This window comes from Pseudomonas sp. AC355, from assembly GCF_979258205.1.
The window spans coordinates 4,862,089-4,884,796 of record NZ_OZ409843.1 but is presented as its reverse complement, the minus strand read 5'-3'; the positions used below and the strand labels follow the sequence as shown (position 1 = coordinate 4,884,796).

The window sequence follows — 22,708 nt, the reverse complement described above, 5'->3', positions numbered from 1 at the left end:
ACATTCACGGCTCAATTTCCTCGAACTCTCCTACCCCAGACCTCTCCAACCCGCATGTAACCCTAGGCCGACCCTCGCTCGGCGTGCCCGTCGTCTACTCGCAGAGTTGGCACATAAGGCGAACGACGGCTACAGCTCATTTATGTGGGTGCGTACAAGCACAGCCACACTCGATGTGACTGACTTTTGTAATCCCCCGTCACCGGCAGTATCCCAAGTATCGGGATCGAATCTGCGTATCAGGGAGATGCGTGATGTTGACTCTGCTCAATCTGCTTTCCGCCATTGCCCTGCTGATCTGGGGCACCCATATCGTGCGTACCGGCATCCTGCGGGTGTACGGCTCACAGTTGCGCCGCGTGCTCAGCCACAACGTCGGCAAACGGCCCATGGCGTTCGTCGCCGGCATTGCCGTGACCGCGCTGGTGCAAAGCAGCAACGCCACGGCACTGCTGGTCACTTCCTTCGTCGGCCAGGGCCTGATGGCGCTGACCCCGGCGCTGGCGATCATGCTCGGTGCCGACGTCGGTACCGCCTTGATGGCGCGGGTGCTGACCTTCGACCTCAGTTGGCTGTCGCCGCTGCTGATCTTCCTTGGCGTGGTGTTCTTCCTGTCCCGCAAGCAGACCCGCGCCAGCCAGCTCGGTCGTGTGGCCATCGGCCTGGGTCTGATGATCCTGGCGCTACAGCTGATTGTCGCCGCCGCCACGCCGATCACCGAAGCCAAGGGCATTCACGTACTGTTCGCCTCGCTCACCGGCGACCTGCTGCTCGACGCCGTGGTCGGTGCACTGTTCGCGCTGATTTCCTACTCGAGCCTGGCTGCGGTGCTGCTCACCGCGACGCTGACCGGTGCCGGGGTGATCGGCCTGCCAGTGGCTATCGGCCTGGTGATCGGTGCGAATATCGGCAGCGGCGTGCTGGCCTTTCTCAATGCCAGCATGCAGAGCCAGGCCGGGCGCCGCGTGGCCCTGGGCAGCCTGCTCTACAAGCTGATCGGCCTGGTGCTGGTGATTCCGGTACTCGACCCGCTGGTGCACTGGCTGGACAGCCTCAAATGGCATCCGGCGGAACTGGTCATCGGTTTTCACGTGCTCTACAACAGCCTGCGTTGCGTGCTGATGCTGCCGACCCTCGGCCTCATGGCGCGCTTCTGCAACTGGCTGCTGCCGGATCGCCCGGACATGAACGCCGTCGCCAAGGCTCGCCACCTCGATCCCACTGCGCTGTCCACGCCGAGCCTGGCGCTGTCCAATGCGGTACGTGAAACCCTGCGCATCGGTGACCTGGTCGACAGCATGCTCGGCCACCTGCTCGACGCCCTGCGTGGCAGCCAGCCAATTCTCGGCAAGGACCTGCGCCGTATCGACGACGACATCGACGCCCTCTACACCGCCGTGAAGCTGTATCTGGCCCAGGTGCAGAGAGAGGAACTGAGCGAGCACGACAGCCGGCGCTGGGCGGAGATCATCGAGTTCTCATCGAACCTGGAAAGGGCCGGCGACATCATCGAACGCATGCTCGGCAAGATTCAGGACGAGAAGACCTCACAGCGACACGCCTTCTCGGAAAGCGGCCTGGTGGAACTCACCGAACTGCAGGAGCGCCTGCTAGGCAACCTGCGTCTGGGCCTGTCGGTATTCTTTTCCGCTGACGCCGATGCCGCTCGCCAATTGCTGCGCGAGAAGCGTCGCTTCCGCATCCAGGAACGCCGGCTGACCCATTTACATGTCGAACGTCTACACAAGCAGGTGGTCAAGAGTCTGGAAACCAGCTCTCTTCACCTGGAACTGATCGACGACATGAAACGCCTCAACTCGCTGTTCTGCGCAAGTGCCTACGCCGTACTCGGCAGCCATGAAACCGGCGCCCTGCTCGCCGAAGAAGGTGGCGAGTAGTGCTTTCCACCGGCCGCACGCTGACGTTGTTGCTGAGCCTGTTGCTGTGTAGCCACCTGCTGGCGGCGGACCGCCTCAAGGTGGAAGGCTATCCGCTGGACAACGGCCTGCAACTGATCCTCAAGCCCACCAGCGAACGCGGCCATGTGTCCATTCGCCTGGTAGTCGGTGTCGGTTTCGATCAGTTCGACTGCCGCCACAAGGAGCTGCCGCACCTGCTCGAACACCTGTTGTTCAGCGGCATCGACGACAGCGGCGAGGCGGGGCTGGAAGAGCGTATGCAGGCCCTGGGCGGCGACTGGAACGCCTACACCCGCGATAGCGACACCACCTTCGTACTTGAAGTGCCGGCCGCCAATCAGCGCGCCGCCCTCGATCTGCTGCTCTCGGCACTGTTCAACACCGAGCTGAACGAAGCGCGCATCGACGCCGCCAAGGGCGTCATCGCCCACGAGAATGGCGAACACCCTGCTGCCTGGCAGCGCCTGCTCGGCAGCTCCGGCAGCGCGGATGACGCCACCGCGCAGCTGGCTGCAGAACTGGGCCTGGCCTGCGCCGAGCCGGACAACCTGGAGCATCTGACGGCCGATGCCCTGGAGCGCCTGCGTAGCGAGTGGTACGTCGCCAACAACATCACCCTGATCATGGTCGGTGATCTCGATCGCCGCCTGCCCGCCTACCTCGAGCGGCGCTTCGGCGAATTGCCGCCCGGCCCCATGCCCGAGCTGCGCGACCTGCCGGAAAGCACCGGCAAGGCCGAGCCCGAACGTACGCTGGTCAATGGCCTGGTCGGTGAAACCGCCAAGGTGCATCTGATCTTCGCCGAGCCCTTCGTCGGCGAGCTCGACCACGGCACCTGGCAGTTGCTGCGCGACTATCTGCAGTGGGCGGTGTACCGCGATCTGCGTCTCGATCACGGTCTGGCCTATGGGCCGAGCGTCGAACGCAGTGCCTATGCCAGCAGCAGCTTCTTCAGCATCAACGCCGAGGTGGCGCGCGGCGATGTCGAGCAAACTCTACAGCGTCTGCACGACCTGTTGCACAGGCTCGCCAGAGACGGCCTGGATGACGCAACCGTCGAGCGCCTGCGCAACGTCGCCCTCGCCCGCCAGAGCTGGACGGCCCAGGGCAACAGCGCCCTCGCCGACACGTACTGGAGTTCGTTGGCCGACTACGAGGAGGGTCGCTTCGCCGATCACTCCAAGGAACTGCGCCAGATTCACACTGCACAGCTAGACGCGGCGCTGAACCTGCTACTCAAACAGCCCACCTATCAACGGGTGGAGAAACCGCTGCTCGGCACCACGGGCCTGTACGTGAGCACCTCTGCTGTGGCATTGCTGCTGTTGCTGGCCGTTATCGGTCTATTCGGGCTGTTGCGCCGACGCTAATGAAAAGCCCCGGTCAGACCGGGGCTTTGATGTTGCGAAAGGCGCAGCCAACCATCACTCGATGATGTTGAACTCGCTCAGGTACTCGGTGGAGATTTCCAGGCCCAGGCCCGGCTTGTTGTCGTCCAACTGGATGTAGCCGTTGACCGGCGCCGGCTCGCCCTTGAACACGTAGTAGAAGAGTTCGTTGCCGACCTCGACATCGAACACCGGGAAAAACTCGGCCATCGGTGAAGCGGTGGTCGACATCGTCAGGTGGTAGTTGTGCATCTGCCCGGCGTGGGGAATGACCGGCACCGACCAGGCTTCGGCCATGGCGTTGATCTTGCGCGCTGCGGTGATGCCGCCGACGCGGTTGGTGTCGTACTGAATCACGTCCACGGCACGGCGCTCGAGCATGTCCTTGAAGCCATACGAGGTGAACTCGTGCTCGCCGCCGGAGATCGGCATGATCCCCATCTTCTTCAGCTCGATGTAGCCTTCCAGGTCATCGGCGATCACCGGTTCTTCCAGCCAGCGAGGCTCGAACTCGGCGAGTTTCGGCAGCATGCGCCGGGCGTATTCCAGGGTCCAGCCCATGTAGCACTCGAGCATGATGTCGATATCCGGGCCAGCCAGCTCACGCAACGCGCGCACCTGCTCGATATTACGGCGCATACCCGCCGGGCCGTCTTTAGGGCCGTAACCGAAGCGCATCTTCAGTGCGGTGAAGCCCTGGTCGAGATAACCCTGAGCTTCCTCGAGGAACAGGTCGAGGTTGTCGTTAGCGTAGAGTTTCGACGCGTAGGTCCAGATTTTTTCCTTGGTACGCCCGCCAAGCAGCTTGAAGACCGGCTTGCCCACCGCCTTGCCCATGATGTCCCAGATGGCGATATCAATCGCCGAGATCGCTGCCATGCCGATGCCCTTGCGGCCCCAAGCGTGGCTCTGACGGTACATTTTCTGCCAGATGTATTCGTTGTCGAAGGGGTCTTCACCGATGGCGATGGGTGCCAGGTAGGTGTCGATGATTTCCTTGGCCACACGCGGTGCCAGGGCGCAGTTACCGATGCCGACGATGCCGGTGTCGGTCTCCACTTCCACCACCAGCCAACCATGGAAACGGAACGAGCCCATGGCATCGCCGCGCTCGAAGAGAATATCGCTGGCATTGGTGCAGAAGTGGGCCTGCGGCGGTACCACCTTGCCTTTCCATTCGAAGACGCGGGTACGGATAGATTTTATTTTCATGTTCACAGCTCCTTTCACTACGTATTGGCGGTCAGCCGACATGCGCTGTGTTCAGCGGCACGGCTAGGGTGGTTGAGGGACGATTGGATCGGTGGATCAGAAGGGACAGGAGCCGCACGCAGCGTTTGGCGATGGACGAGGACAGTGCCTCGACCGTTATTCTTGTTGTCATGGTCAGCTCCTTCTTTGCCTGTCATCACCTTGCGAGGACTCAAGGCGGGCTTCTTATTGGTTTATCGCGACAGCCATCGCTGCCTATTGCCGCCGACTCTAGCCAGAGCGTTTGGCGGCGGATAATCACTTATGCGCATTCAGTGATAACCACAGGAAATGCCTTGAACGAAAAAAGCCATCTGCGCGTTATCGGGCAGCCGCATCCGGCAAAGCGTCACCGGGGCGGTAGATGAAACGTCGGGCAAACGCCTCCCCCTCGGGCCAATGAACCGATGCTGAGTACCTGTGAAATATCAGGTGATAGACGCTCGCCAGCGACTACGGGATGCCACTGATAGGGCTAGCCCTCCAGGGCGATCCGGTAGAAATCCCTGGCGTTACGCCAGAAAAAGGCATCGCGCTGCGCGCTGTCATATCCCTCCAGCACCGTGCTCATCGCGGTGACCAGGTCGCCGTAACCGATGCGCAAACCGGCCACTGGGTAGTTGCTGGCAAACAGGCAACGCTCGATGCCGAACATCGACAAGGTTTCCTCGATCACGCCGCGGTTGCTCTGCAGCGTCCACGGTTCATCACGTAGGCCGAGCTCGGAAATCTTGACGCTGACATTCGGCTGCGCCGCCAGAGCCTGCATGCCGGTGCGCCAACCTTCGAGCCCGGCCGCGCTGCGATCCCAGGGGAAGCCCATGTGGTTGAGCACGATGGGCACCTCGGGAAAGGCAGCGGCGACCTGCGCCGCTTCCTGCAGGTGCCAGTACGGCACACGCAAATCCCAGGACAGACCGTGCTTGGCCAACAAGGCAAAGCCCCGTAGCCAGTCGTCGTCCTGCATGCTGCCGGCCTGGCCGCGCACGCTGGAGGCCAGTTCGGGGCGCGAGGCCGTCACCGGCTTGCTGCGAATACCGCGCAGCAGCGGGTATTGCAGATGTCGGCCAAGGATGTCCTCGCAGTCCGGGCGGTGGAACCAGACATGGGCCACCACCGCATTGGGAAAGCCGTAGCGCGCATGCTGCTCGTGCACCCAACGGGTTTCCGCCACCTGATCGGCACGCTCGTGCTCGGCTTCGCAATGCACCGTGGCGAGCACCCGCTGCCCAGCGCTGTCGGCCAGATAATCCTCTGGCAGATAGTTGCGACGCAGGGGCGCGTAGTCGCCGAGAAAGAAGCCCTGATCGACGTCGTCCTGCAGCCACGGATAGCGATGGGTATCGAGGTTCCACAGGTGGTGGTGGGCATCGATCAATCGCTGCCCGTCGGCTGCATGGGGCAGACCGAGACGCTGATGCAGGCACTCGGACATTTCAGTTGGCCTCGCGCAAGCGCTGCAATTCGGCCTGCCAGGCGCTGACGAAATCGGCGTCGATGCTGCCACGCACCTGCTCGGTGACGATCTTCGCCTGATCGACGAAGCGCTGGCGCTGTTCATTGCTGAGGGCATTGACCTGCATGCCCGACGCCTTCAACTCGGCGAGCTTCTCACTGTTGGCCTGACGGGCCAGTTGGCGCTGCTCGCTGCGCGCCTGCTCGGCGGCCTTGCGCACCTGCGCCTGCTGCGCGTCATCCAGAGAGTCCCAGGTCTTCTTGCTCATCAGCAGCACGTAGGCGGTATAGATGTGCTCGCTGAGGGTCAGGTACTTCTGCACCTCGTTGTAGCGCTGGGTGGCGATCAGCGAGATAGGGTTCTCCTGGCCGTCGATGGCATGCATTTCCAGAGCACCGAACACCTCGTTGATCGGCATCGGCTGGGCGTTGGCCCCCAGGTGATCAAAGAAGGTACGGAAAATCGGGCTCTGCACGGTGCGAATTTTCAAGCCTTTGAGGTCTTCCCACTTTTCGATAGGCCGCTTGCTGTTGGTCAGGTTACGAAACCCGATCTCCCAGAAGCCCAGGCCCACCAGGCCCTTTTCTTCCAGCTTGGCGAGCAGTTGCTGGCCCATCGGCCCGTCGAGCATGGCATCCACTTCGGCAGTGGAGTTGAACTGGTAGGGCAGATCCAGCACGCCAAAATCCTTGACCAGCCCGACCAGTGTCGGCGCCCCCACCAGGGCGAATTCGACGGTGCCCGCTGGCAGTGCGCCGAGCATCTGCACATCGTTGCCGATCATCGCCGAAGGGAACACCTTGACGCTCAACGCCCCAGCGCTTTCGGCCTTCAGGTGCTCGGCGAACAGCTTGGCACCCTGAGGCCCGGGGGCGTCGATGGGGTCACCGGCGCTGAGCTTGAACGTGCGCTCCTGCGCCTGGGCGGCAACGCCTGGCAGCAACAGGGCCAGGCTAAGGGCGGCGACACCGCGAATGAACAGATTACTCATGAGTACTCTCCGATGATGACGGGAATTCAGCGCACGATGACCTGAGACACATCTGGCTCGAGCAGGGTGTGGAAGTAGCGCTGGAAGGTGAAGGTCTGCAGATCCAGCATGCCGACACGCTGATCCTTGAGGGTGACGAAGGCCAGGTCGCGGGTCGGGTGCAGGCTCATGGCGATGGCGTGGGTATCCAGCTCGATGCGGTGGATTTGCTCCAGTGCGGTGTTGAATACCGAGATCGAATGCTCCGCGTAGTTGGTCACGTAGAGGCGATCCTGGCGGTCACGGTAGATACGTGTCGGGTCGGCACCAGTGCGTCCGCGATGGGTCACTTCGAGCGTCTCCACATCCACGGCGACGATGCTGTTGTCACCACGGGTGGCGACGTACAACGTGCGCTCGTCACGGCTGAAGCAGTTGCCTTCGGGCATGCTGCCCGGCTGCAGAGGCACAGGCGCAACGGTCGGATCTTGGGGCTTGAGACGGGTGATGGTGTTGCTCAGCAGGTTGAGGGCGAAGGCGGTCTCACCACTACGGTTGAGGGCAACCAGATGGCTCTTGTAACCGCCGGACGGAATCGCCCGATCCGGCACGTCCTTGATATGCGGCTGATCGAAGATCAGCAGGGTCGAGTCGCCCTCGCTGAGCACATAGAGACGATCCTGATCATCCATCGCCAAACCATGGGGGCGACGGAACGGCCAGATGCTCAGGGTGCGCACGTGCTCGCCGCGCTCCAGGTCGATGACGAACACCGAGCAGCCGCCCTCGCCTTCATGGCTGGAAGTTTCGATGCCGTAGTGGCCGACATAGGCGAAGCGGTTCTTGGAATCCACCACAAATTCGTGGGGGAAATCCGGCAGGCGGATGTGCTTGATCGCATCGCCGGTCGATACGTCGTAGAAGCTGAAGGTGTGCGCGCATTTCTGCACCAGAAGAAGAATTTCCTGACTCATCGTGTCGATTCCTAAAGGCGGCGCCGAGGCACCGCGAAAGTGTGAACGGTACTCAACGCTGAGCGTCGATGGCCTCGAGCAAATCACTGCCGTGCTGCTTGATGAAGGTCTCGCGCAGCGGCGCAGAAACAGCCTTGCGGAAGGCTTCGCGGTCGACGTCCTTCTCTATCTGCATGCCCTTGGCTTCAAGCTCGACGAGGAATTTGCTGTCATTCTCGGCGTTCATCTTGCGTTGCGAGCGGCCGGCGGCGCGGGCCGAATCGACCAGCAGTTTCTGCTGGGCAGCGGGCATGGCATCGAACTTCTCCTTGTTCATGACCAGGATCAGCGCGGTGTAGGCATGATGAGTCTGCGACAGGTACTTCTGCACTTCGTAGAAGCCCGACGACCAGGTGATACTCAGCGGGTGTTCCTGGGCATCCACGGCCTTCATTTCCAGCGCGTTGTAGAGTTCGGCCAGCGGCAGCGGCTGCGGGTTGGCGCCGAGCAGGCGGAAGGCCTCGATCTGTGACGGGTTGCTGGAGGTACGAATTTTCAGGCCCTTGACGTCATCCGGCACACGCACCGGTTTGCGCGAGTTGGTAATGTCACGGAAGCCCACCTCCCAGTAGGCCAGGCCTTTGAGGTTGTGAGCTTCCAGGTCGTCGAGCAACTTCTGGCCGATCTCGCCGTCAAGCACACGGTAGGCATGCGCGCTGTCGGCGAACACGAACGGCAGATCGAGCACCGACATGCGCGGGGTCAGGCCGCTGAAGTTAGGTGTACCTGACATTTCCAGCTCGATAGTGCCGCCCCGTACGCCGGCAATCATCGCCTGGTCGTTGCCCAGCATGCTGTTGCCGTAGGGGCGTACCACCAGCTCGCCGTTGGAACCATCCTTGACCAGTTGAGCGAACTCCTTCGCCGCCACACTCTGGGTGTCACTATCGGAGCCGGCGAAGCCGAAACGCAGGGTGGTCGCCGCATCGGCCCGCCAGACCGAACACGCCAGCAACAGCAGGCAGCCGCACACACGCAGTTTGTTCTTGTTATTTTTCATCGTTTCTTCCTTGCAGTGAGGTAAACGGAGCGTTACGGGAGGAACCAGCGCATCGGCGTCATCACCAGCGCGGGGAACATGATCAGCGACGAGAGCACCACTAGATGGGCGAACAGGAACGGCATGACACCGCGCATCACGCCATCGAGGGGCACCTTGCCGACCCCGCTCATGACGCTGAGCACGTTGCCGATAGGCGGCGTGATCAAACCGATGGAGGTGTTGAGGATGAACAGGATGCCGAAGTACACCGGGTCGATACCGGCCATCTTGATCACCGGCATGAATACCGGCGTGAGGATCAGCACGATCGGCATCAGATCCATGGTGGTGCCCACCATCAGCACAATCAGCATGATCACCACGAGCAGCAGTTGCGGCCGATCGATCAGCGGCTCGAGCAGCCCACTGACCATCATCGGCAGTTCGGCGATGGTCATCAGCCAGGACGACACCAGCGCTGCGGCCACCAGGAACATCACCACCGCTGTGGTACGCCCGGCATCCAGGAAGACCTTGAACAGATCCCTGAACTTCAGCTCGCGGTAGACGAATAGCGAAATGAACAGCGCATACATCGCCGCCACGGCCGCCGCCTCGGTGGGTGTGAAGATACCCAGTTTCAGACCACCGATGATCAGCACCGGCAGCATCAGCGCCCAGATACCGTCGGTGAACGCCTTGTAGACCTCCGACAGTGGTGCCTTTTCACCGCAAGGCAGATCACTCTTGCGTGCCAACCACCACCAGGTTGCCCACAACGCCAGCCCCATCATCAGCCCCGGTACGATGCCGGCCATGAACAGCTTGGTGATCGATACACCACCCGCTACACCAAACACCACCAGCGGAATCGATGGCGGAATGACCGGCGCGATGATCCCGCCTGCGGCGATCAATCCCGCCGACCGATTCGGGTCGTAGCCGGCCTTGCGCATCATCGGCATCAGCATTGCTGCCACCGCGGCGGTATCGGCCACGGCCGAGCCGGACAGCGACGCCATGACAATGGCGGCGATGATCGCCACGAAGCCCAGGCCGCCACGCTTGTGGCCCACCAGCGCCATCGGCAAGGCAACGATGCGGCGCGACAGGCCGCCGGCGTTCATCAGCTCGCCAGCGAGCATGAAGAACGGGATGGCCAGCAGCGGGAAGCTGTCGGCCCCACTGACCAGATTCTGGGCCAGGATCTGCGCGTCGAAGGTATCGAGCTGAATCATCAATGCGACGCCCGCCAGCAGCAAGGCGAATGCCACGGGAATGCGCATGGCCATGGCACCCAGCAGGGAGCCGAGGAACACCACAATGGTCATTTCGTCACCTCGGAAATCAGCACGTCTTCAGGGCTCTTGGGCATCACCAAATCCGCAGCGACATGGCGAAACAGCAGCAGATACAGACGATTAAGGATGATTGCCGACATCGCTACGCTGCACACCACGCCGGCGGCGTACATCAGCCCCAGCGGCAGGCCGGCGACGGGCGACAGGTTGTCCATGTTGATGACCGTCTGCTTGTAGCTGCCAATCAGGAACAAACCGCAGCAGAACAGCATCAGCAGCTCGGCAACCACCGCGCAGACACGCTGGCCGAGGGGGGAAGACGGCGATACAGCAGGTCAACGCCCAGGTGCGCATTGTCGCGTAGCGCAATCACTGCACCGATGAAGGTCAGCCAGACGAACAGGTAGCGGGCGCCTTCGTCCGACAAGGCGATGCCAGAGTTGAAGCCGTAGCGCAGCACCACGTTGAAGAACACCAGAACCATCATGGTGGCCAGGCAGAACACCACGATGCTCTCGAACAGACGTGAGAACAGCAGCGTTAGCAGACGCATGGCAGATCCTCCACCCGATCCTGTACGCCGCGCACAGAGCGGCTCATCGGCGGCCGCAGGGGCTGCCGATCATTGCGAAATGAGCTAGCCATGAATGGCTCCTTGTTATTGTTGTTCTCGAAAACTGCGTTGTTGGATCAGCCCCGCTGGCGACTTCCCATGCGGCAGGCGATCTCGAAGGCCTGACGGGTCGCGCCGACATTGGCCTTGCCCTGCCCGGCGATATCGAAGGCAGTACCGTGGGCCGGCGTGGTGATCGGAATCGGCAAGCCGCCCTGCACCGTGACTCCACGCGAGAAGCCCATCAGCTTGATCGCGATCTGGCCCTGGTCGTGGTACATGGTCACCACCGCGTCGAAGGCCTGGCTGTCGCCCTGCACCTTGAGAAAGATGGTGTCACCCGGGTACGGGCCAATGGCGTCGATACCCTGCTGGCGAGCGCGCTCCACCGCCGGGCCGATGATGTCCAGCTCCTCACGCCCGAAGCTGCCGTTGTCGCCGTTGTGCGGGTTCAGCCCGCAAACGCCGATGCGCGGTTTCTCCATGCCGCTACGTTTGAGCGCCGTGTCGATCAGGCGAATCGCTTCGATCACCCGATCCTGACTGAGCATGCCCGGCACCTCGGCCAGCGCTACATGGGAGGTCACCCGCGAGGTCCACAGGTTGTCGAGCACGTTGAACTCGCAGAACGGGCCATCGAAGCCCAGATACTCGGCGAACCAGTGCAGTTCATCGCTGTGGCCCATGCCCGCCATGTGCAGCGAGGTCTTGTTCAACGGACCGAACAGGATGGCATCGGTGGCGCCAGCGGCAGTCAGACGCAGTGCCTGTTCGAGCGTGTCAAGGCTGTAGCGTCCGCCGATCACGCTGGCTTCGCTGCGCGGAAACTCACCTTCAGCAGCGCCACGAAACGGCAGCAGCAGCGGCGTATCATCGGCAAATTCCAAGGTCTCGGTTGAATCGATGATGCGGTAAGGGAACGACAGCCCCGCGATATCCATGCCGCGACGCACTTCCGCCTCGTCGGCGATCAGCAACACCTGGGCCTTGCGGCGTACTTCCGGCTCGGCGAGCAGACGAGCGATCAGCTCATGCCGATGCCGGCCGGGTCGCCCAGTACCATGGCCAGGCGGGGAAGGGTTGGCTTGCTCATACAAAAGTCCTCAGGTCGGCCGACATCCCCAACGGGCGGATGACATCGGGCACGGTGCGGTAGAGGCGCCGTGCGTTACGGTAAAAAAGCGATTGCTGCTGCGCGCGAGGCAGCACGACGTCCAGGCTCAGGCTGAACTCGCCCATGCTGGCTGGCTTGCCGATAGACAGAAGAGCCCTGTCGATCAGAGCGATAACGGGGAGTACGAAAAGGATGACGAAGAGACGCCAGTATGCGCGGGGCAGCCTACTGGTCAGTGGCTGATCCAAGGGTGCGCGCACCTGCAGGGCAACAGGTTGAGCCTGGGCCATGTGAAGTACCTCTACGTTGTTGTTTTTGTAGTGCCGGCCGGCAGATGGCCGCTGGGCTGAGCCAAACTATCGGCCTGCCCAACGATAACCGTCTAATCAAAGCTGCTCATACGGACATAGCCTGAGGTTATCGCTCGGGAAAATCCAAGAGATAACCTCAGGCTATCGGACTATCAGTTATTTTGAGTAGACGCTTATCGCGTCGCTTCGCACACTCCGGGCAATCCCTAATAACGATAATGAGATAAGCCATGCACATTGGCCTGATGCGTTATGAGCCAAGCCTGCCGCCCATCCAGGCCCTCTCGACGGCCGCCGTGGCGAGGTTCTGCGAGCTGATGCAGATCTTCAGCACCCTGGGTTATACGCTCAAGACACTCGGTTATCCCATCATTCCAATCCCCCCCGCGGCTGCGCCCAGTGACAACACCATGGCCGTTGCGCACTCCAGGCAGACAAACCATGCCTCGTGATCGTCAGCAAGCCGGGTTATTCCTGGCCACCGCAACCGGACGCTCGCTGATGACTGGCGAGCGCCGCGATTTCTTGTCACCCTTGGCCAATTCTCCAATCACGAGCCGCGCCATGTCCCGCATTCCAGACGCCAGCATCATCCACAGCCGCCTGCGCCTGCGGCAGCTGCGCCTGATGCTGGCCCTGCAGGAATTTGGATCGCTGCGCAGGGCCGCCGAAGAAATCGGCATGACCCAGCCAGCAGCGACCAAGATGCTTCATGAAGCGGAGAGCCTGCTGGGCGTCGAACTGTTCGAGCGTCTGCCGCGCGGCATGCGCGCCACGGCTTTCGGCGAAACCGCGATCTATTACGCAAAAATGATTTTCGCTGAACTGTCAGGCATGCGCGAGGAGTTCGCCGCGCTCGAGTCCGGCAACCTCGGGCGGGTCACCATCGGCGCGATTCCGGCGCTGGCCTCGGGTCTACTGACACGCACCATCGCTACCCTGAAGCAAAGCCACCCTCGGCTGTCCATGAGCATTCAGGTCGACACCAGCGACGTACTGGTGCAGGCCCTGCAACAGGATCAACTGGACGTAGTGCTCGGCCGTATTCCCGATGGCGCACGCACCGATGATTTGTTGTTCGACAGCCTCGGCGAGGAAACCCTCTGCGTGATTGCCGGCGCCCAACATCCGATGGCAAGCGCCACGCATCTGACCTGGGAAGAACTGCAGGATATGACCTGGGTGCTGCAACAGCACCCGAGCCCGATGCGTACCATCATCAACCAGGCGTTTCACAATGCGCGGGTCGACATTCCCAGCAGCATCGTCGAAACCACCTCGATCATGACCCTGCTGTCGCTACTGCAGCAGACCGACATGATCGGTGTGACCCCGGTATCGGTGGTCAACGATTACCCCGGCAAACACCTGCTCACGGTGCTACCCATCACCTTCGAGCCACGCCTGCCGCCTTACGGCCTGATTACCCGGCGCCACCGCATCCAGTCGTCAGCCATGCAGGCTTTCATCAATGCGGTCAAGGAAGAGCACGCGACAGACCAGCCAAGTAGCGGTTAAATGAAGTTTCCCCGACGAAACACCAACCTTTACAAGATTTTGCCGCCAGAGCAGTGATCCGGCACACTAACGCCCCCGGGCCCAGGCTCGTTGCCGTAGCCAGAACCGTATGACCCGCTCCCCGCTTCGCCGTCTTGCATTCGGTACCCTGCGCCGCCTGCTGTACCTGTGGGTGCGCTCGGAAACCATCAACCAGTCGGCGTTCACTCTCAAGCTCGACCGCAGCAAGCCGGTGTTCTACGTGCTGCAGCAGCCTTCGGTGAGTGATCTGGCGGTACTCGACCGCGAATGCACCAAGGCCGGTTTGCCACGGCCGGTACTGTCGGTAGCAGTGGGCGACCTGATGGAGCCGGCGGCGTTCTTCTACCTGACTCCGGAGCCCGACTGGCTAGGTCGCCAGGACAAGCGCGGCATCTCGCCGACCTTGCAGCGGATGGTCGCCGCCCTGGGCGAAAACAGCGCGGAAGAGGCGCAGATCATTCCGGTCAGCGTGTTCTGGGGCCAGTCGCCGGATCATGAAACCAGCGCCTGGAAACTGCTGTTCGCCGACAGCTGGGCCGTCACCGGTCGCCTGCGCCGCCTGGTCAGCATTCTGATTCTCGGCCGTACCACCCGCGTGCAGTTTTCCACACCGATTCAACTGCGCGAGCTGATCGCCCAGAACAAGGGCGAAGAACGCACCCTGCGTATGGTGCATCGCATCCTGCGGGTGCACTTTCGCAACCAGAAGGCCGCGGTCATCGGCCCGGACGTGTCGCACCGGCGTAACCTGGTCAAAGGCCTGGTGCATGGCCCTCAGGTTCGCCAGGCCATAACCGAGGAAGCCGAGCGCGAGAACATCTCGGCGCAAAAGGCCGAAGCCCTCGCCCTGCGTTACGGTAACGAAATCGCCTCGGACTACACCTACACGGCGATCCGCTTTCTCGAGCTGATCCTGTCCTGGTTCTGGAACAAGATCTACGACGGCATCAAGGTCAATCACATCGAAGGCGTGCAGGACATCGCCCAGGGTCACGAGGTGATCTACGTGCCCTGTCACCGCAGCCATATCGATTACCTGCTGCTGTCCTACCTGCTGTTCCGCAACGGCCTGACACCGCCGCACATTGCCGCCGGTATCAACCTCAACATGCCGATCATCGGTGGTCTGCTGCGCCGTGGCGGGGCGTTTTTCATGCGCCGCACCTTCAAGGGCAACCCGCTCTATACGGCGGTGTTCAACGAGTACCTGCACACCCTGATCAGCAAGGGTTACCCAGTTGAATACTTCGTCGAAGGTGGCCGCTCGCGCACCGGCCGCATGCTGCGACCGAAGACCGGCATGCTTGCCATCACTCTGCGCAGTTACCTGCAGAGCCATCGCCTGCCGGTGGTTTTCGTGCCGGTGTACATCGGCTACGAGCGTGTACTGGAAGGCCGCACTTACCTGGGCGAGCTGCGTGGTGCGAGCAAGAAGAAGGAATCGATCTTCGATATCTTCAAGGTCATCGGTGCGCTCAAGCAGCGCTTTGGTCATGTGTGGGTCAACTTCGGCGAGCCGATCAAGCTCGACAGCTTTCTCGACGGGCAGCAGCCGGACTGGCGCGACCAGAACCTGGGACCGGACTATCGCCCGGCGTGGCTCAACGAAACCACCAACCGCCTCGGTGAGCGGGTGGCTCAGCGCCTCAACGAGGCAGCGGCGATCAACCCGGTCAACCTGGTGGCCCTGGCGCTGCTTTCCACTAGCAAACTGGCTCTGGATGAGCGCGCGCTGACCCGCATCCTCGACCTGTATCAGAGCCTGCTGCGCCGCGTGCCCTACTCGCCACATACCACCTTGCCGGAAGGCGATGGTCTGGCCCTGATCGAATACGTGCGCGGCATGGAATTGCTTTCCGAGCAGAAGGATGCCCTGGGGCGCATCCTCTATCTGGATGAGCAGAACGCCGTCCTGATGACCTACTACCGCAACAACGTGTTGCACATCTTCGCCCTGCCCGGCCTGCTGGCGAGCTTCTTCCAGAGCAGCGGGCGGATGAGCCGCGAACAGATCCTGCGCTTCGTTCACGCGCTGTATCCGTACCTGCAGGCCGAACTGTACATCCGCTGGTCTGCGGACGAGCTCGAAGGCGTGGTCGATCAGTGGCTGGAGGCCTTCGTCGAACAGGGTCTGCTCAAGGTCGAGAACGACCTGTACGTGCGCCCGGCGCCGAGCTCGCGGCACTTCGTGCTGTTGACCCTGCTGTCACGCGCCATCGCCCAAACGCTGCAGCGCTTCTATATGGCCAGCGCACTGCTGCTCAATGCCGGGCAGAACAGCATCAGCGCCGAGGAGCTGGAAGACTTGTGTACGGTCATGGCCCAGCGCCTGTCGATCCTGCATGGTCTGAACGCCCCGGAATTCTTCGACAAGAGCCTGTTCCGCCACTTCATCCAGACCCTGCTCGACCAGGGCGTGCTGCGCAAGGACGAAGCCGGCAAACTCAGCCACCACCCGGAGTTCGCCGAACTGGCCGAAGGCGCCGCCAAGCGCGTGCTGCCAGCGGAAATTCGTCTGTCGATCCGCCAGGTGACCATGGATCGCAGCGAGGAGTTGCTGGACGGACTCTAAGCCTGAGGGCTGGGGTCGAGCCATCATGTCGATCTGACACGACGATAGGCTTCGTCCGTTATTGAGCTTTACGGCAACAGTCCCTAAGATGCGTCGTTGGGGCCATTTAGGGCAGGGATTTTCGTGCGTTATTACACAATTCTGGGATCACTGGCGATCATGGTTTCGGGCTGCGCCATGCAGCCTTCGGCCACATCGACCAATAACGAAGAAAAGCCGGCACAACCGGTTCCAGTCGCTCAGCAAGCCGCTGCCGCGCCCGCAGCAGCGCAGCCGACACCAGCAGTAGCGCCAAGCGTTCAGTCCGCAGTGGCCAGCCCGTCGGTGCCTGCAGCGAGTGCCCAGGAGCCTCAGGAATACGAAATCCAGCCGGGTCAGTGCTGGGTTCATGCCCAGGTCAGACCGCGTCCGGTGCAGAGCACCCAGGAAGTCGTGATCAAGGACTCGGTCAACAAGATCACCGTCACCCCTGCCGAGCTCGACAAGGGCTTCAAGCAGGTGGTCACCCGTGAGGGCACCAAGACTTATCGCATCGAACCGCCGACCTACCGCGTGGTATCCGAGCAGGTGAAGATCCGCCCTGAGGTCAAGCGCTTCATCGTCGTGCCGGCGGTCTACGAAAACACCCAGGAAACCGTCACCCTCGAAGAAGCCAAGACCGTGCTCGACCAGTGTCGTGCAGCCGGCACCCGCTACTCGAGCGGTACCGGCGCGATGTCGTTCTGTGCACGCCAGGTACCGGCCAAGCAGGAAGTGGTCAAGGTCAAGAAACTGGTTTCCCCGGAAACCGTACGCATCGAGACCGACCCGGCCCAATACAAGAGCGTGACACGCTGGATCGTCGACAAGCCTGCCCAGGCCATCGAAGTGACGCTGGATCCGGAGTACACCAAGGTCGCTTCCACCGAAGTGGTTCGTCCGGTCGAAGCCAACCAGATCATCGTCCCAGAAGAGAAGCGCCAGCTGCAGGTCACCCGCTTCGAAGGCAACGCGCGCATCGTGTCGCGCCAGACCATCTGCGACGGCGATATCAACGACAACTTGGTGACCCGTCTGCAGCAAAGCCTGGTCAAGCGCGGCTTCAACCCGGGCACAGTGGATGGCAAGCTCGGTAAGCGCACCCTCGACGCGCTGACCGAATACCAGACCGCCAATGGCCAAGCCGTCGGCGCACTGACCCTGGAAAGCCTGACCGCTCTCGAAGTCCAGTAACGATGTACCCGGCACGCCCTCAGGGCGTGCCGTTTCCCCTCTAGCGCTTCGTACCTTCCCCGCTCAACCTTCGCCGAGAACATCGACAGCCTGCTAAGCTCGCTGCATATCTCACCGCTCGAAGGTTACTGCCATGCTCCGCATCCCTGTTCTCGTCGCCGGTCTGCTGCTGTCCGCCAACGTGTTCGCCCTGTCGCTTTCCGATCTCAGCCAGAAGGACGCCAGCGGCGGCCTGAAAGATGCCCTCACTCAGGGCGCCAAGGTGGCCGTGCAGCAGCTCGGCAAGCCGGGTGGTTTCAGCGGCAACCCCGAGGTGCGCATCGAGCTGCCGGGCAACCTCGGCAAAGCGGCCAAGACCATGAAGATGATGGGCATGGGCGCTCAGGTCGAGCAGCTGGAAACCAGCATGAACAAGGCCGCCGAAGCCGCCGTGCCGCAAGCCCAGGCCCTGCTGGTCGACGCCGTTAAGAAAATGACCGTTCAGGACGCCAAGAGCATTCTCTCCGGCCCGCAGGACTCGGCCACTCAATACCTGAACAAGAGCAGCCGCGAGCAGATCCGCGCCAAGTTCCTGCCCATCGTCAAGCAGGCAACGGATCAGGTCGGCCTGGCCAAGCAGTACAACAGCTTCGCCGGCCAGGCAGCCACCTTCGGCGTGCTCGACGCCAAGAGCGCGAATATCGAAAGCTACGTGACCGAACAGGCACTCGATGGCCTGTTCGAGATGATCGCCAAACAGGAAGCCGGCATCCGCGAGAACCCGGCGGCCGCCGCCACCAGCCTGGCGAAGAAAGTCTTCGGCGCGCTCTAAAGCAGCTGCAACACGCCTGACCGCGCACCCGGCGCGGTCAGGTACTTGCCGTCAGGTGTCGCTTACGGCTTGCAACTTGTCGCCGGGTTTGACCCTGAACCATCCCGCGTACAGCGCGGGCAGGAACAACAGGGTCAGCGCGGTGGCCACTATCAACCCGCCCATGATCGCCACTGCCATCGGCCCGAAGAACACGCTGCGCGACAAGGGAATCATTGCCAGCACGGCGGCCAGGGAGGTCAGCACAATGGGCCGGAAGCGCCGTACCGTGGCTTCGACGATGGCATCCCAGGTGTCCAGCCCCGCGGCTCTGTCCTGCTCGATCTGGTCGACCAGAATCACTGAGTTGCGCATGATCATGCCTGACAGCGCGATGGTGCCCAGCATGGCCACGAAACCGAACGGCTGACCGAACAGCAGCAGGAACAGCGTCACACCGATCAACCCCAGCGGTGCGGTGAGAAACACCATCGCCGAACGCGAGAAGCTCTTCAGCTGCAGCATCAGCAACGTCAGCACCACCACGATGAACAGCGGCACACCCGCATTCACCGAGGCCTGGCCCTTGGAGGAATCCTCCACCGCACCGCCCACTTCCAGCAGGTAGCCATCCGGCAGGTTCGCGCGCACTTCGGCCAGCGTCGGCAGAATCTGCTGGGTCAGCGTCGCCGGCTGCTGCGGGCCATAGATGTCGGCACGCACGGTCACCGTCGGCAAGCGGTTGCGGTGCCAGATCACCCCTTCCTCGAAGCCGTACTCGAGGGTGGCGATCTGTGACAGCGCCACGCTCTTGCCGCTCTCGGTCGGCACCGCCAGGCTCGGCAACAACTGCAGGGCCTGACGCTCTACTGGCGTACCGCGCAGGAGGATTTCGATCAGTTCGTTGTCCTCACGATAATCGCTGACCGACGAGCCATTCAAAGAGCTGCGCAGGAACTTCGACACGTCAGAGGTACTGACGCCCAGCGCCCGGGCGCGATCCTGATCGATGTTCAGGTACACCACCTTGCTCGGTTCTTCCCAGTCCAGGTGCACGTTGACCACGTAGGGGTTGTCACGCACTTTGCCTGCGACCTGCCGGGCCAGCCCGCGAACCTCATCGATATGCTCGCCGGAAACGCGGAACTGCACCGGGTAGCCCACCGGCGGGCCGTTCTCCAGACGCGAGATGCGCGTACGCAAGCTTGGGAACTCGTCATTCAACACGCCGATCAGCCAGCTGCGCACCAGCTCACGATCCTCGATGGTTTTCGCCAGTACCACGATCTGCGCGAAGCTGGTCGCCGGCAGTTGCTGATCCAGCGGCAGGTAGAAACGCGGCGAGCCGGTTCCGACGTAAGCCACGTAGTTATCCACACCGGGATGCCCGGCCAGGCGCTCTTCGAAACGTCGCACCTCGGCCTCGGTGGCGATCAGCGAAGCGCCTTCGGCCAGCTTGAAATCGACCATCAGCTCCAGCCGCCCCGATGCCGGAAAGAACTGCTGCGGCACGAAGCGGAATAGCAGGATCGAGCCAACAAACAGGGCCAGGGTCAACACGATGACCGTCTTGCGGCGTCGCACGCACCAGTTGATCACCCGCCGCACGCGCTTGTAGAACGCCGTGTCATAGGGATCGTGCCCGGCAGCGCTGCCGCCGTGTTTCTGTGCAGCCTGCTTGGCCAGATCCGGTAGCAAACGCGCGCCCAGGTAAGGGACAAACATTACCGCAGCGACCCAGGACATCAGCAGCGCGATGGTCACCACCTGGAAGATCGACCGGGTGTACTCGCCGGTACCCGATTGCGCCGTGGCGATCGGTAGAAAGCCTGCGGCGGTGATCAGGGTACCGGTGAGCATCGGAAACGCCGTACTCGTCCAGGCGAAGCTCGCCGCCTTGAGGCGGTCGTAGCCCTGCTCCATCTTTATCGCCATGATCTCCACGGCAATGATCGCGTCGTCCACCAGCAGGCCCAGAGCCAGCACCAGGGCGCCCAGGGAAATTTTGTGCAGGCCGATGTTCAGGTAGTACATGGCGGCGAAGGTCATCGCCAGCACCAGGGGAATCGACAGTGCCACCACCAACCCGGTGCGCAGGCCCAGTGAGAAGAAGCTCACCAGCAGCACGATGATCAGCGCTTCGGTGAGTACCTTGACGAACTCGCCGACGCTGGTTTTCACCGCCGCCGGTTGATCCGACACCTTGCGCAGCTGCATGCCTGCCGGCAGGTTGTTCTGCAAACGCGTGAACTCACCCTCCAGCGCCTTGCCGAGCACCAGAATGTCGCCGCCGGGCTTCATCGACACGGCCAGGCCGATGGCATCCTCACCCATGAAACGCATGCGCGGCGCGGGGGGATCGTTGAAGCCACGGCTGATCTCGGCGACGTCGCCAATGCGGAAGGTACGATCGGCCACCCGGATGGGGAAATCGCGGATCTGCTCGACCGTCTCGAAACTGCCGCTGACCCGCAACTGTACGCGGTCGGAGCCGGTCTCGAAGAAGCCCGCCACGGCCATCGCATTCTGTTGTTCGAGGGCTTGCTGCACCGCAGCGAGCGGCAGGCCAAGGGTGGCCAGCTTGGTGTTGGACAGCTCGATCCAGATCTTTTCGTCCTGCAGGCCGACCAGCTCGACCTTGCCGACGTCCTTGACCCGCTGTAGCTGCAGCTGCACGCGGTCGGCGTAATCCTTGAGCACCGCGTAATCGAAGCCGCTGCCGGTCAGGGCGTAGATATTGCCGAAGGTGGTGCCGAACTCATCGTTGAAAAACGGCCCCTGAATGCCACCTGGCAGGGTATGGCGAATGTCACCGATCTTCTTGCGCAGCTGGTACCAGAGTTCGGGAATCTCGTTGGAGTGCATGGAGTCGCGGGCCAGGAAGGTGACCTGGGATTCACCGGGCCGCGAGAAGGACACGATGCGCTCGTACTCGCCGGTCTCCATCAGCTTCTTCTCGATGCGCTCGGTGATCTGCCGCGCCACCTGCTCGGCCGTGGCGCCGGGCCAGTTGGTTTTCACCACCATGGCCTTGAAGGTGAATGGCGGATCCTCGCTCTGACCGAGCTTGGAGTACGACAGGGCGCCGACGATGCCCAGCAACAGCATGAGGTACAGGACGATCTGACGATGATGCAGCGCCCAGGCGGAAAGGTTGAAGGACATCGACGCTTACTCCTTCACCGCCAGGTCTACCGCTCGGTTCTGCCGATCCACGGGACGTATCTGCTGCCCGTCCAGCAATACCTGTACGCCGGCCACCACCACCCAGTCGCTGGCCTTCAGGCCTTCCAGCACCGGCACCTGCTTTTCACCATAGGGGCCGACCCGCACCGCAGTGCGCTTGAGCTTCGAGGTTTGCGGATCGACCACCCAGACGTAGGGCTGATCCTTCTCGGCGGTCAGTGCCGACAGCGGCACTGCCAGCGGTACATCGCCGTTACGGGCGATGAACACCCGTGCGCTCTGGCCGAGTTCCACCTGCGCGTCGCGCTGCTGCAGGGCGATGCGTGCGGCGTAGGTACGCGAGCGCGGATCGGCCGCCGGCGACAGCTCACGGATACGCCCAGCCAGTCGCTCGCCTGGCTGCGACCACAGCTCCACGGCGACGTCCTGGCCGACGTTCAGACTACCGATCACCTGCTCGGGCAGGTCGATCAGCACCTCGCGCTCGCCATCGGCCGCCAACACGAACACCGTCTGCCCGGCTGACACCACCTGACCGACCTCGGCGCTGCGCTGCACGATAACGCCACTCTGCGACGCCTTGAGCACCGCGTAACCGGCCTGGTTATCGGCAACATTGAGTTCGGCACGCACCTGACGCAGGCGAGCCTCGGCGGCGCGGAAGGTATTTTCGGCACTGTCGGACTGCGACTTGCTGATCATCCCGCGCTGCTGCAGGGTGCGGTAGCGGTCACGCTCGGCACGCGCCAGTTGCAGATTGGACTCGGCCGATTGCAACTGGGCACGGGATGCATCCAGTTGCAGGCGCACATCCTGCGGATCGAGTTCGGCCAACGGTGCCTCTTTGTCGACCCGCTGCCCTACCTCGACCAGGCGCTTGGTCACCTTGCCGCCAATGCGGAACGCCAGCTCCGGCTCCAGCCGCGCCCTTATCTCACCAGGGTAAACATCTGCCAACTCCGCAGCCAATTGCGGCTGCGCCACCATGGCGGGGCGAATGCCCGGCTGCGGAGCCTCCGCATTGCTGCAGGCGACCAGGGACAGGACAAGACAAGCAGGCACAACGCGAGACAGAGCATGGCGGAACATGA

At 62.2% G+C, this 22,708-nt stretch carries 16 protein-coding genes and 2 pseudogenes; 7 read left to right on the top strand and 11 right to left on the bottom strand.

Features of this window, described 5'->3' with window-relative positions; translation table 11 throughout:
• Window positions 1-254: 254 nt before the first annotated feature.
• Both ACZ0AI_RS22735 and ACZ0AI_RS22730 read left to right on the top strand, forming a co-directional pair.
• Window positions 255-1,898 (top strand): Na/Pi cotransporter family protein, encoded by a 1,644-nt coding sequence (locus ACZ0AI_RS22735; protein WP_463563797.1) that lies wholly within the window; start codon window positions 255-257, stop codon window positions 1,896-1,898.
• Complete coding sequence (locus tag ACZ0AI_RS22730) at window positions 1,898-3,289, top strand: M16 family metallopeptidase (RefSeq protein WP_463563796.1); 1,392 nt, start codon at window positions 1,898-1,900, stop codon at window positions 3,287-3,289. The genes ACZ0AI_RS22735 and ACZ0AI_RS22730 overlap by 1 nt, the downstream gene beginning before the upstream one ends.
• Window positions 3,290-3,343: 54 nt before the next feature.
• On the opposite strand, the gene ACZ0AI_RS22725 is transcribed toward ACZ0AI_RS22730, so the two are convergent.
• From ACZ0AI_RS22725 to ACZ0AI_RS22685, 9 genes and pseudogenes are all read right to left on the bottom strand, one after another.
• Complete coding sequence (locus ACZ0AI_RS22725) at window positions 3,344-4,519, bottom strand: L-rhamnonate dehydratase (protein WP_463563795.1); 1,176 nt, start codon at window positions 4,517-4,519, stop codon at window positions 3,344-3,346.
• Between the two features lie 514 nt (window positions 4,520-5,033).
• Window positions 5,034-5,993 carry an amidohydrolase family protein gene (locus tag ACZ0AI_RS22720; protein ID WP_463563794.1) on the bottom strand — a complete coding sequence of 320 codons (960 nt, stop codon included), beginning with the start codon at window positions 5,991-5,993 and terminating at the stop codon, window positions 5,034-5,036.
• A gap of 1 nt (window position 5,994) precedes the next feature.
• Entirely contained in the window at window positions 5,995-7,005 is a 1,011-nt protein-coding gene (locus ACZ0AI_RS22715; protein WP_463563793.1) for a TRAP transporter substrate-binding protein, read from the bottom strand.
• A gap of 26 nt (window positions 7,006-7,031) precedes the next feature.
• Window positions 7,032-7,958: a YncE family protein gene (locus ACZ0AI_RS22710; RefSeq protein WP_463563792.1), complete on the bottom strand. Its 927-nt coding sequence runs from the start codon at window positions 7,956-7,958 to the stop codon at window positions 7,032-7,034.
• A gap of 52 nt (window positions 7,959-8,010) precedes the next feature.
• Window positions 8,011-8,997: a TRAP transporter substrate-binding protein gene (locus ACZ0AI_RS22705; RefSeq protein WP_463563791.1), complete on the bottom strand. Its 987-nt coding sequence runs from the start codon at window positions 8,995-8,997 to the stop codon at window positions 8,011-8,013.
• Between the two features lie 32 nt (window positions 8,998-9,029).
• Window positions 9,030-10,310 carry a TRAP transporter large permease subunit gene (locus ACZ0AI_RS22700; protein WP_463563790.1) on the bottom strand — a complete coding sequence of 427 codons (1,281 nt, stop codon included), beginning with the start codon at window positions 10,308-10,310 and terminating at the stop codon, window positions 9,030-9,032.
• Window positions 10,307-10,764, bottom strand: a pseudogene (locus tag ACZ0AI_RS22695) (TRAP transporter small permease subunit). Before ACZ0AI_RS22695 ends, ACZ0AI_RS22700 begins: the two are co-directional and overlap by 4 nt.
• Window positions 10,765-10,970: 206 nt before the next feature.
• Window positions 10,971-11,986 (bottom strand): annotated as a pseudogene (locus ACZ0AI_RS22690) (4-hydroxythreonine-4-phosphate dehydrogenase PdxA).
• On the bottom strand, window positions 11,983-12,297 hold the full coding sequence (locus ACZ0AI_RS22685; protein WP_463563789.1) for a hypothetical protein: 315 nt from the start codon (window positions 12,295-12,297) through the stop codon (window positions 11,983-11,985). The pseudogene ACZ0AI_RS22690 and the gene ACZ0AI_RS22685 overlap by 4 nt, the downstream one beginning before the upstream one ends.
• Before the next feature lie 251 nt (window positions 12,298-12,548).
• On the opposite strand from ACZ0AI_RS22685, the gene ACZ0AI_RS22680 reads away from it, so the two are divergent.
• From ACZ0AI_RS22680 to ACZ0AI_RS22660, 5 genes are all read left to right on the top strand, one after another.
• On the top strand, window positions 12,549-12,770 hold the full coding sequence (locus ACZ0AI_RS22680; RefSeq protein WP_463563788.1) for a hypothetical protein: 222 nt from the start codon (window positions 12,549-12,551) through the stop codon (window positions 12,768-12,770).
• A 112-nt stretch (window positions 12,771-12,882) separates the two neighbouring features.
• Entirely contained in the window at window positions 12,883-13,836 is a 954-nt protein-coding gene (locus ACZ0AI_RS22675) for a LysR family transcriptional regulator (protein WP_463563787.1), read from the top strand.
• 109 nt (window positions 13,837-13,945) lie between these two features.
• Complete coding sequence (gene plsB / locus ACZ0AI_RS22670; protein WP_463563786.1) at window positions 13,946-16,429, top strand: glycerol-3-phosphate 1-O-acyltransferase PlsB; 2,484 nt, start codon at window positions 13,946-13,948, stop codon at window positions 16,427-16,429.
• Between the two features lie 123 nt (window positions 16,430-16,552).
• Entirely contained in the window at window positions 16,553-17,641 is a 1,089-nt protein-coding gene (locus tag ACZ0AI_RS22665; RefSeq protein ID WP_463563785.1) for a peptidoglycan-binding domain-containing protein, read from the top strand.
• Between the two features lie 133 nt (window positions 17,642-17,774).
• Window positions 17,775-18,452, top strand: coding sequence for a DUF4197 domain-containing protein (locus ACZ0AI_RS22660; protein WP_463563784.1), 678 nt, complete (start codon window positions 17,775-17,777; stop codon window positions 18,450-18,452).
• Window positions 18,453-18,503: 51 nt separating this feature from the next.
• Here the strand turns inward: ACZ0AI_RS22660 and ACZ0AI_RS22655 are convergent, their stop codons facing one another.
• Together ACZ0AI_RS22655 and ACZ0AI_RS22650 are read right to left on the bottom strand one after the other, a co-directional pair.
• A complete protein-coding gene (locus ACZ0AI_RS22655; protein ID WP_463563783.1) occupies window positions 18,504-21,596 on the bottom strand; it encodes an efflux RND transporter permease subunit in 3,093 nt (1,030 codons plus the stop codon).
• Between the two features lie 6 nt (window positions 21,597-21,602).
• Window positions 21,603-22,706, bottom strand: a complete 1,104-nt coding sequence (locus ACZ0AI_RS22650) for an efflux RND transporter periplasmic adaptor subunit (protein ID WP_463563782.1) — start codon at window positions 22,704-22,706, stop codon at window positions 21,603-21,605.
• Window positions 22,707-22,708: the final 2 nt, after the last annotated feature.

What these genes read in the sequence shown, in the direction of transcription:
- ACZ0AI_RS22735 (WP_463563797.1), top strand. Translation starts at nt 255, where the DNA reads ATGTTGACTCTGCTCAATCTGCTTTCCGCCATTGCCCTGCTGATCTGG.
- ACZ0AI_RS22725 (WP_463563795.1), bottom strand. Translation starts at nt 4,519, where the DNA reads ATGAAAATAAAATCTATCCGTACCCGCGTCTTCGAATGGAAAGGCAAG.
- ACZ0AI_RS22720 (WP_463563794.1), bottom strand. Translation starts at nt 5,993, where the DNA reads ATGTCCGAGTGCCTGCATCAGCGTCTCGGTCTGCCCCATGCAGCCGAC.
- ACZ0AI_RS22715 (WP_463563793.1), bottom strand. Translation starts at nt 7,005, where the DNA reads ATGAGTAATCTGTTCATTCGCGGTGTCGCCGCCCTTAGCCTGGCCCTG.
- ACZ0AI_RS22710 (WP_463563792.1), bottom strand. Translation starts at nt 7,958, where the DNA reads ATGAGTCAGGAAATTCTTCTTCTGGTGCAGAAATGCGCGCACACCTTC.
- ACZ0AI_RS22705 (WP_463563791.1), bottom strand. Translation starts at nt 8,997, where the DNA reads ATGAAAAATAACAAGAACAAACTGCGTGTGTGCGGCTGCCTGCTGTTG.
- ACZ0AI_RS22700 (WP_463563790.1), bottom strand. Translation starts at nt 10,310, where the DNA reads ATGACCATTGTGGTGTTCCTCGGCTCCCTGCTGGGTGCCATGGCCATG.
- ACZ0AI_RS22685 (WP_463563789.1), bottom strand. Translation starts at nt 12,297, where the DNA reads ATGGCCCAGGCTCAACCTGTTGCCCTGCAGGTGCGCGCACCCTTGGAT.
- ACZ0AI_RS22680 (WP_463563788.1), top strand. Translation starts at nt 12,549, where the DNA reads ATGCACATTGGCCTGATGCGTTATGAGCCAAGCCTGCCGCCCATCCAG.
- ACZ0AI_RS22675 (WP_463563787.1), top strand. Translation starts at nt 12,883, where the DNA reads ATGTCCCGCATTCCAGACGCCAGCATCATCCACAGCCGCCTGCGCCTG.
- plsB (WP_463563786.1), top strand. Translation starts at nt 13,946, where the DNA reads ATGACCCGCTCCCCGCTTCGCCGTCTTGCATTCGGTACCCTGCGCCGC.
- ACZ0AI_RS22660 (WP_463563784.1), top strand. Translation starts at nt 17,775, where the DNA reads ATGCTCCGCATCCCTGTTCTCGTCGCCGGTCTGCTGCTGTCCGCCAAC.
- ACZ0AI_RS22655 (WP_463563783.1), bottom strand. Translation starts at nt 21,596, where the DNA reads ATGTCCTTCAACCTTTCCGCCTGGGCGCTGCATCATCGTCAGATCGTC.
- ACZ0AI_RS22650 (WP_463563782.1), bottom strand. Translation starts at nt 22,706, where the DNA reads ATGTTCCGCCATGCTCTGTCTCGCGTTGTGCCTGCTTGTCTTGTCCTG.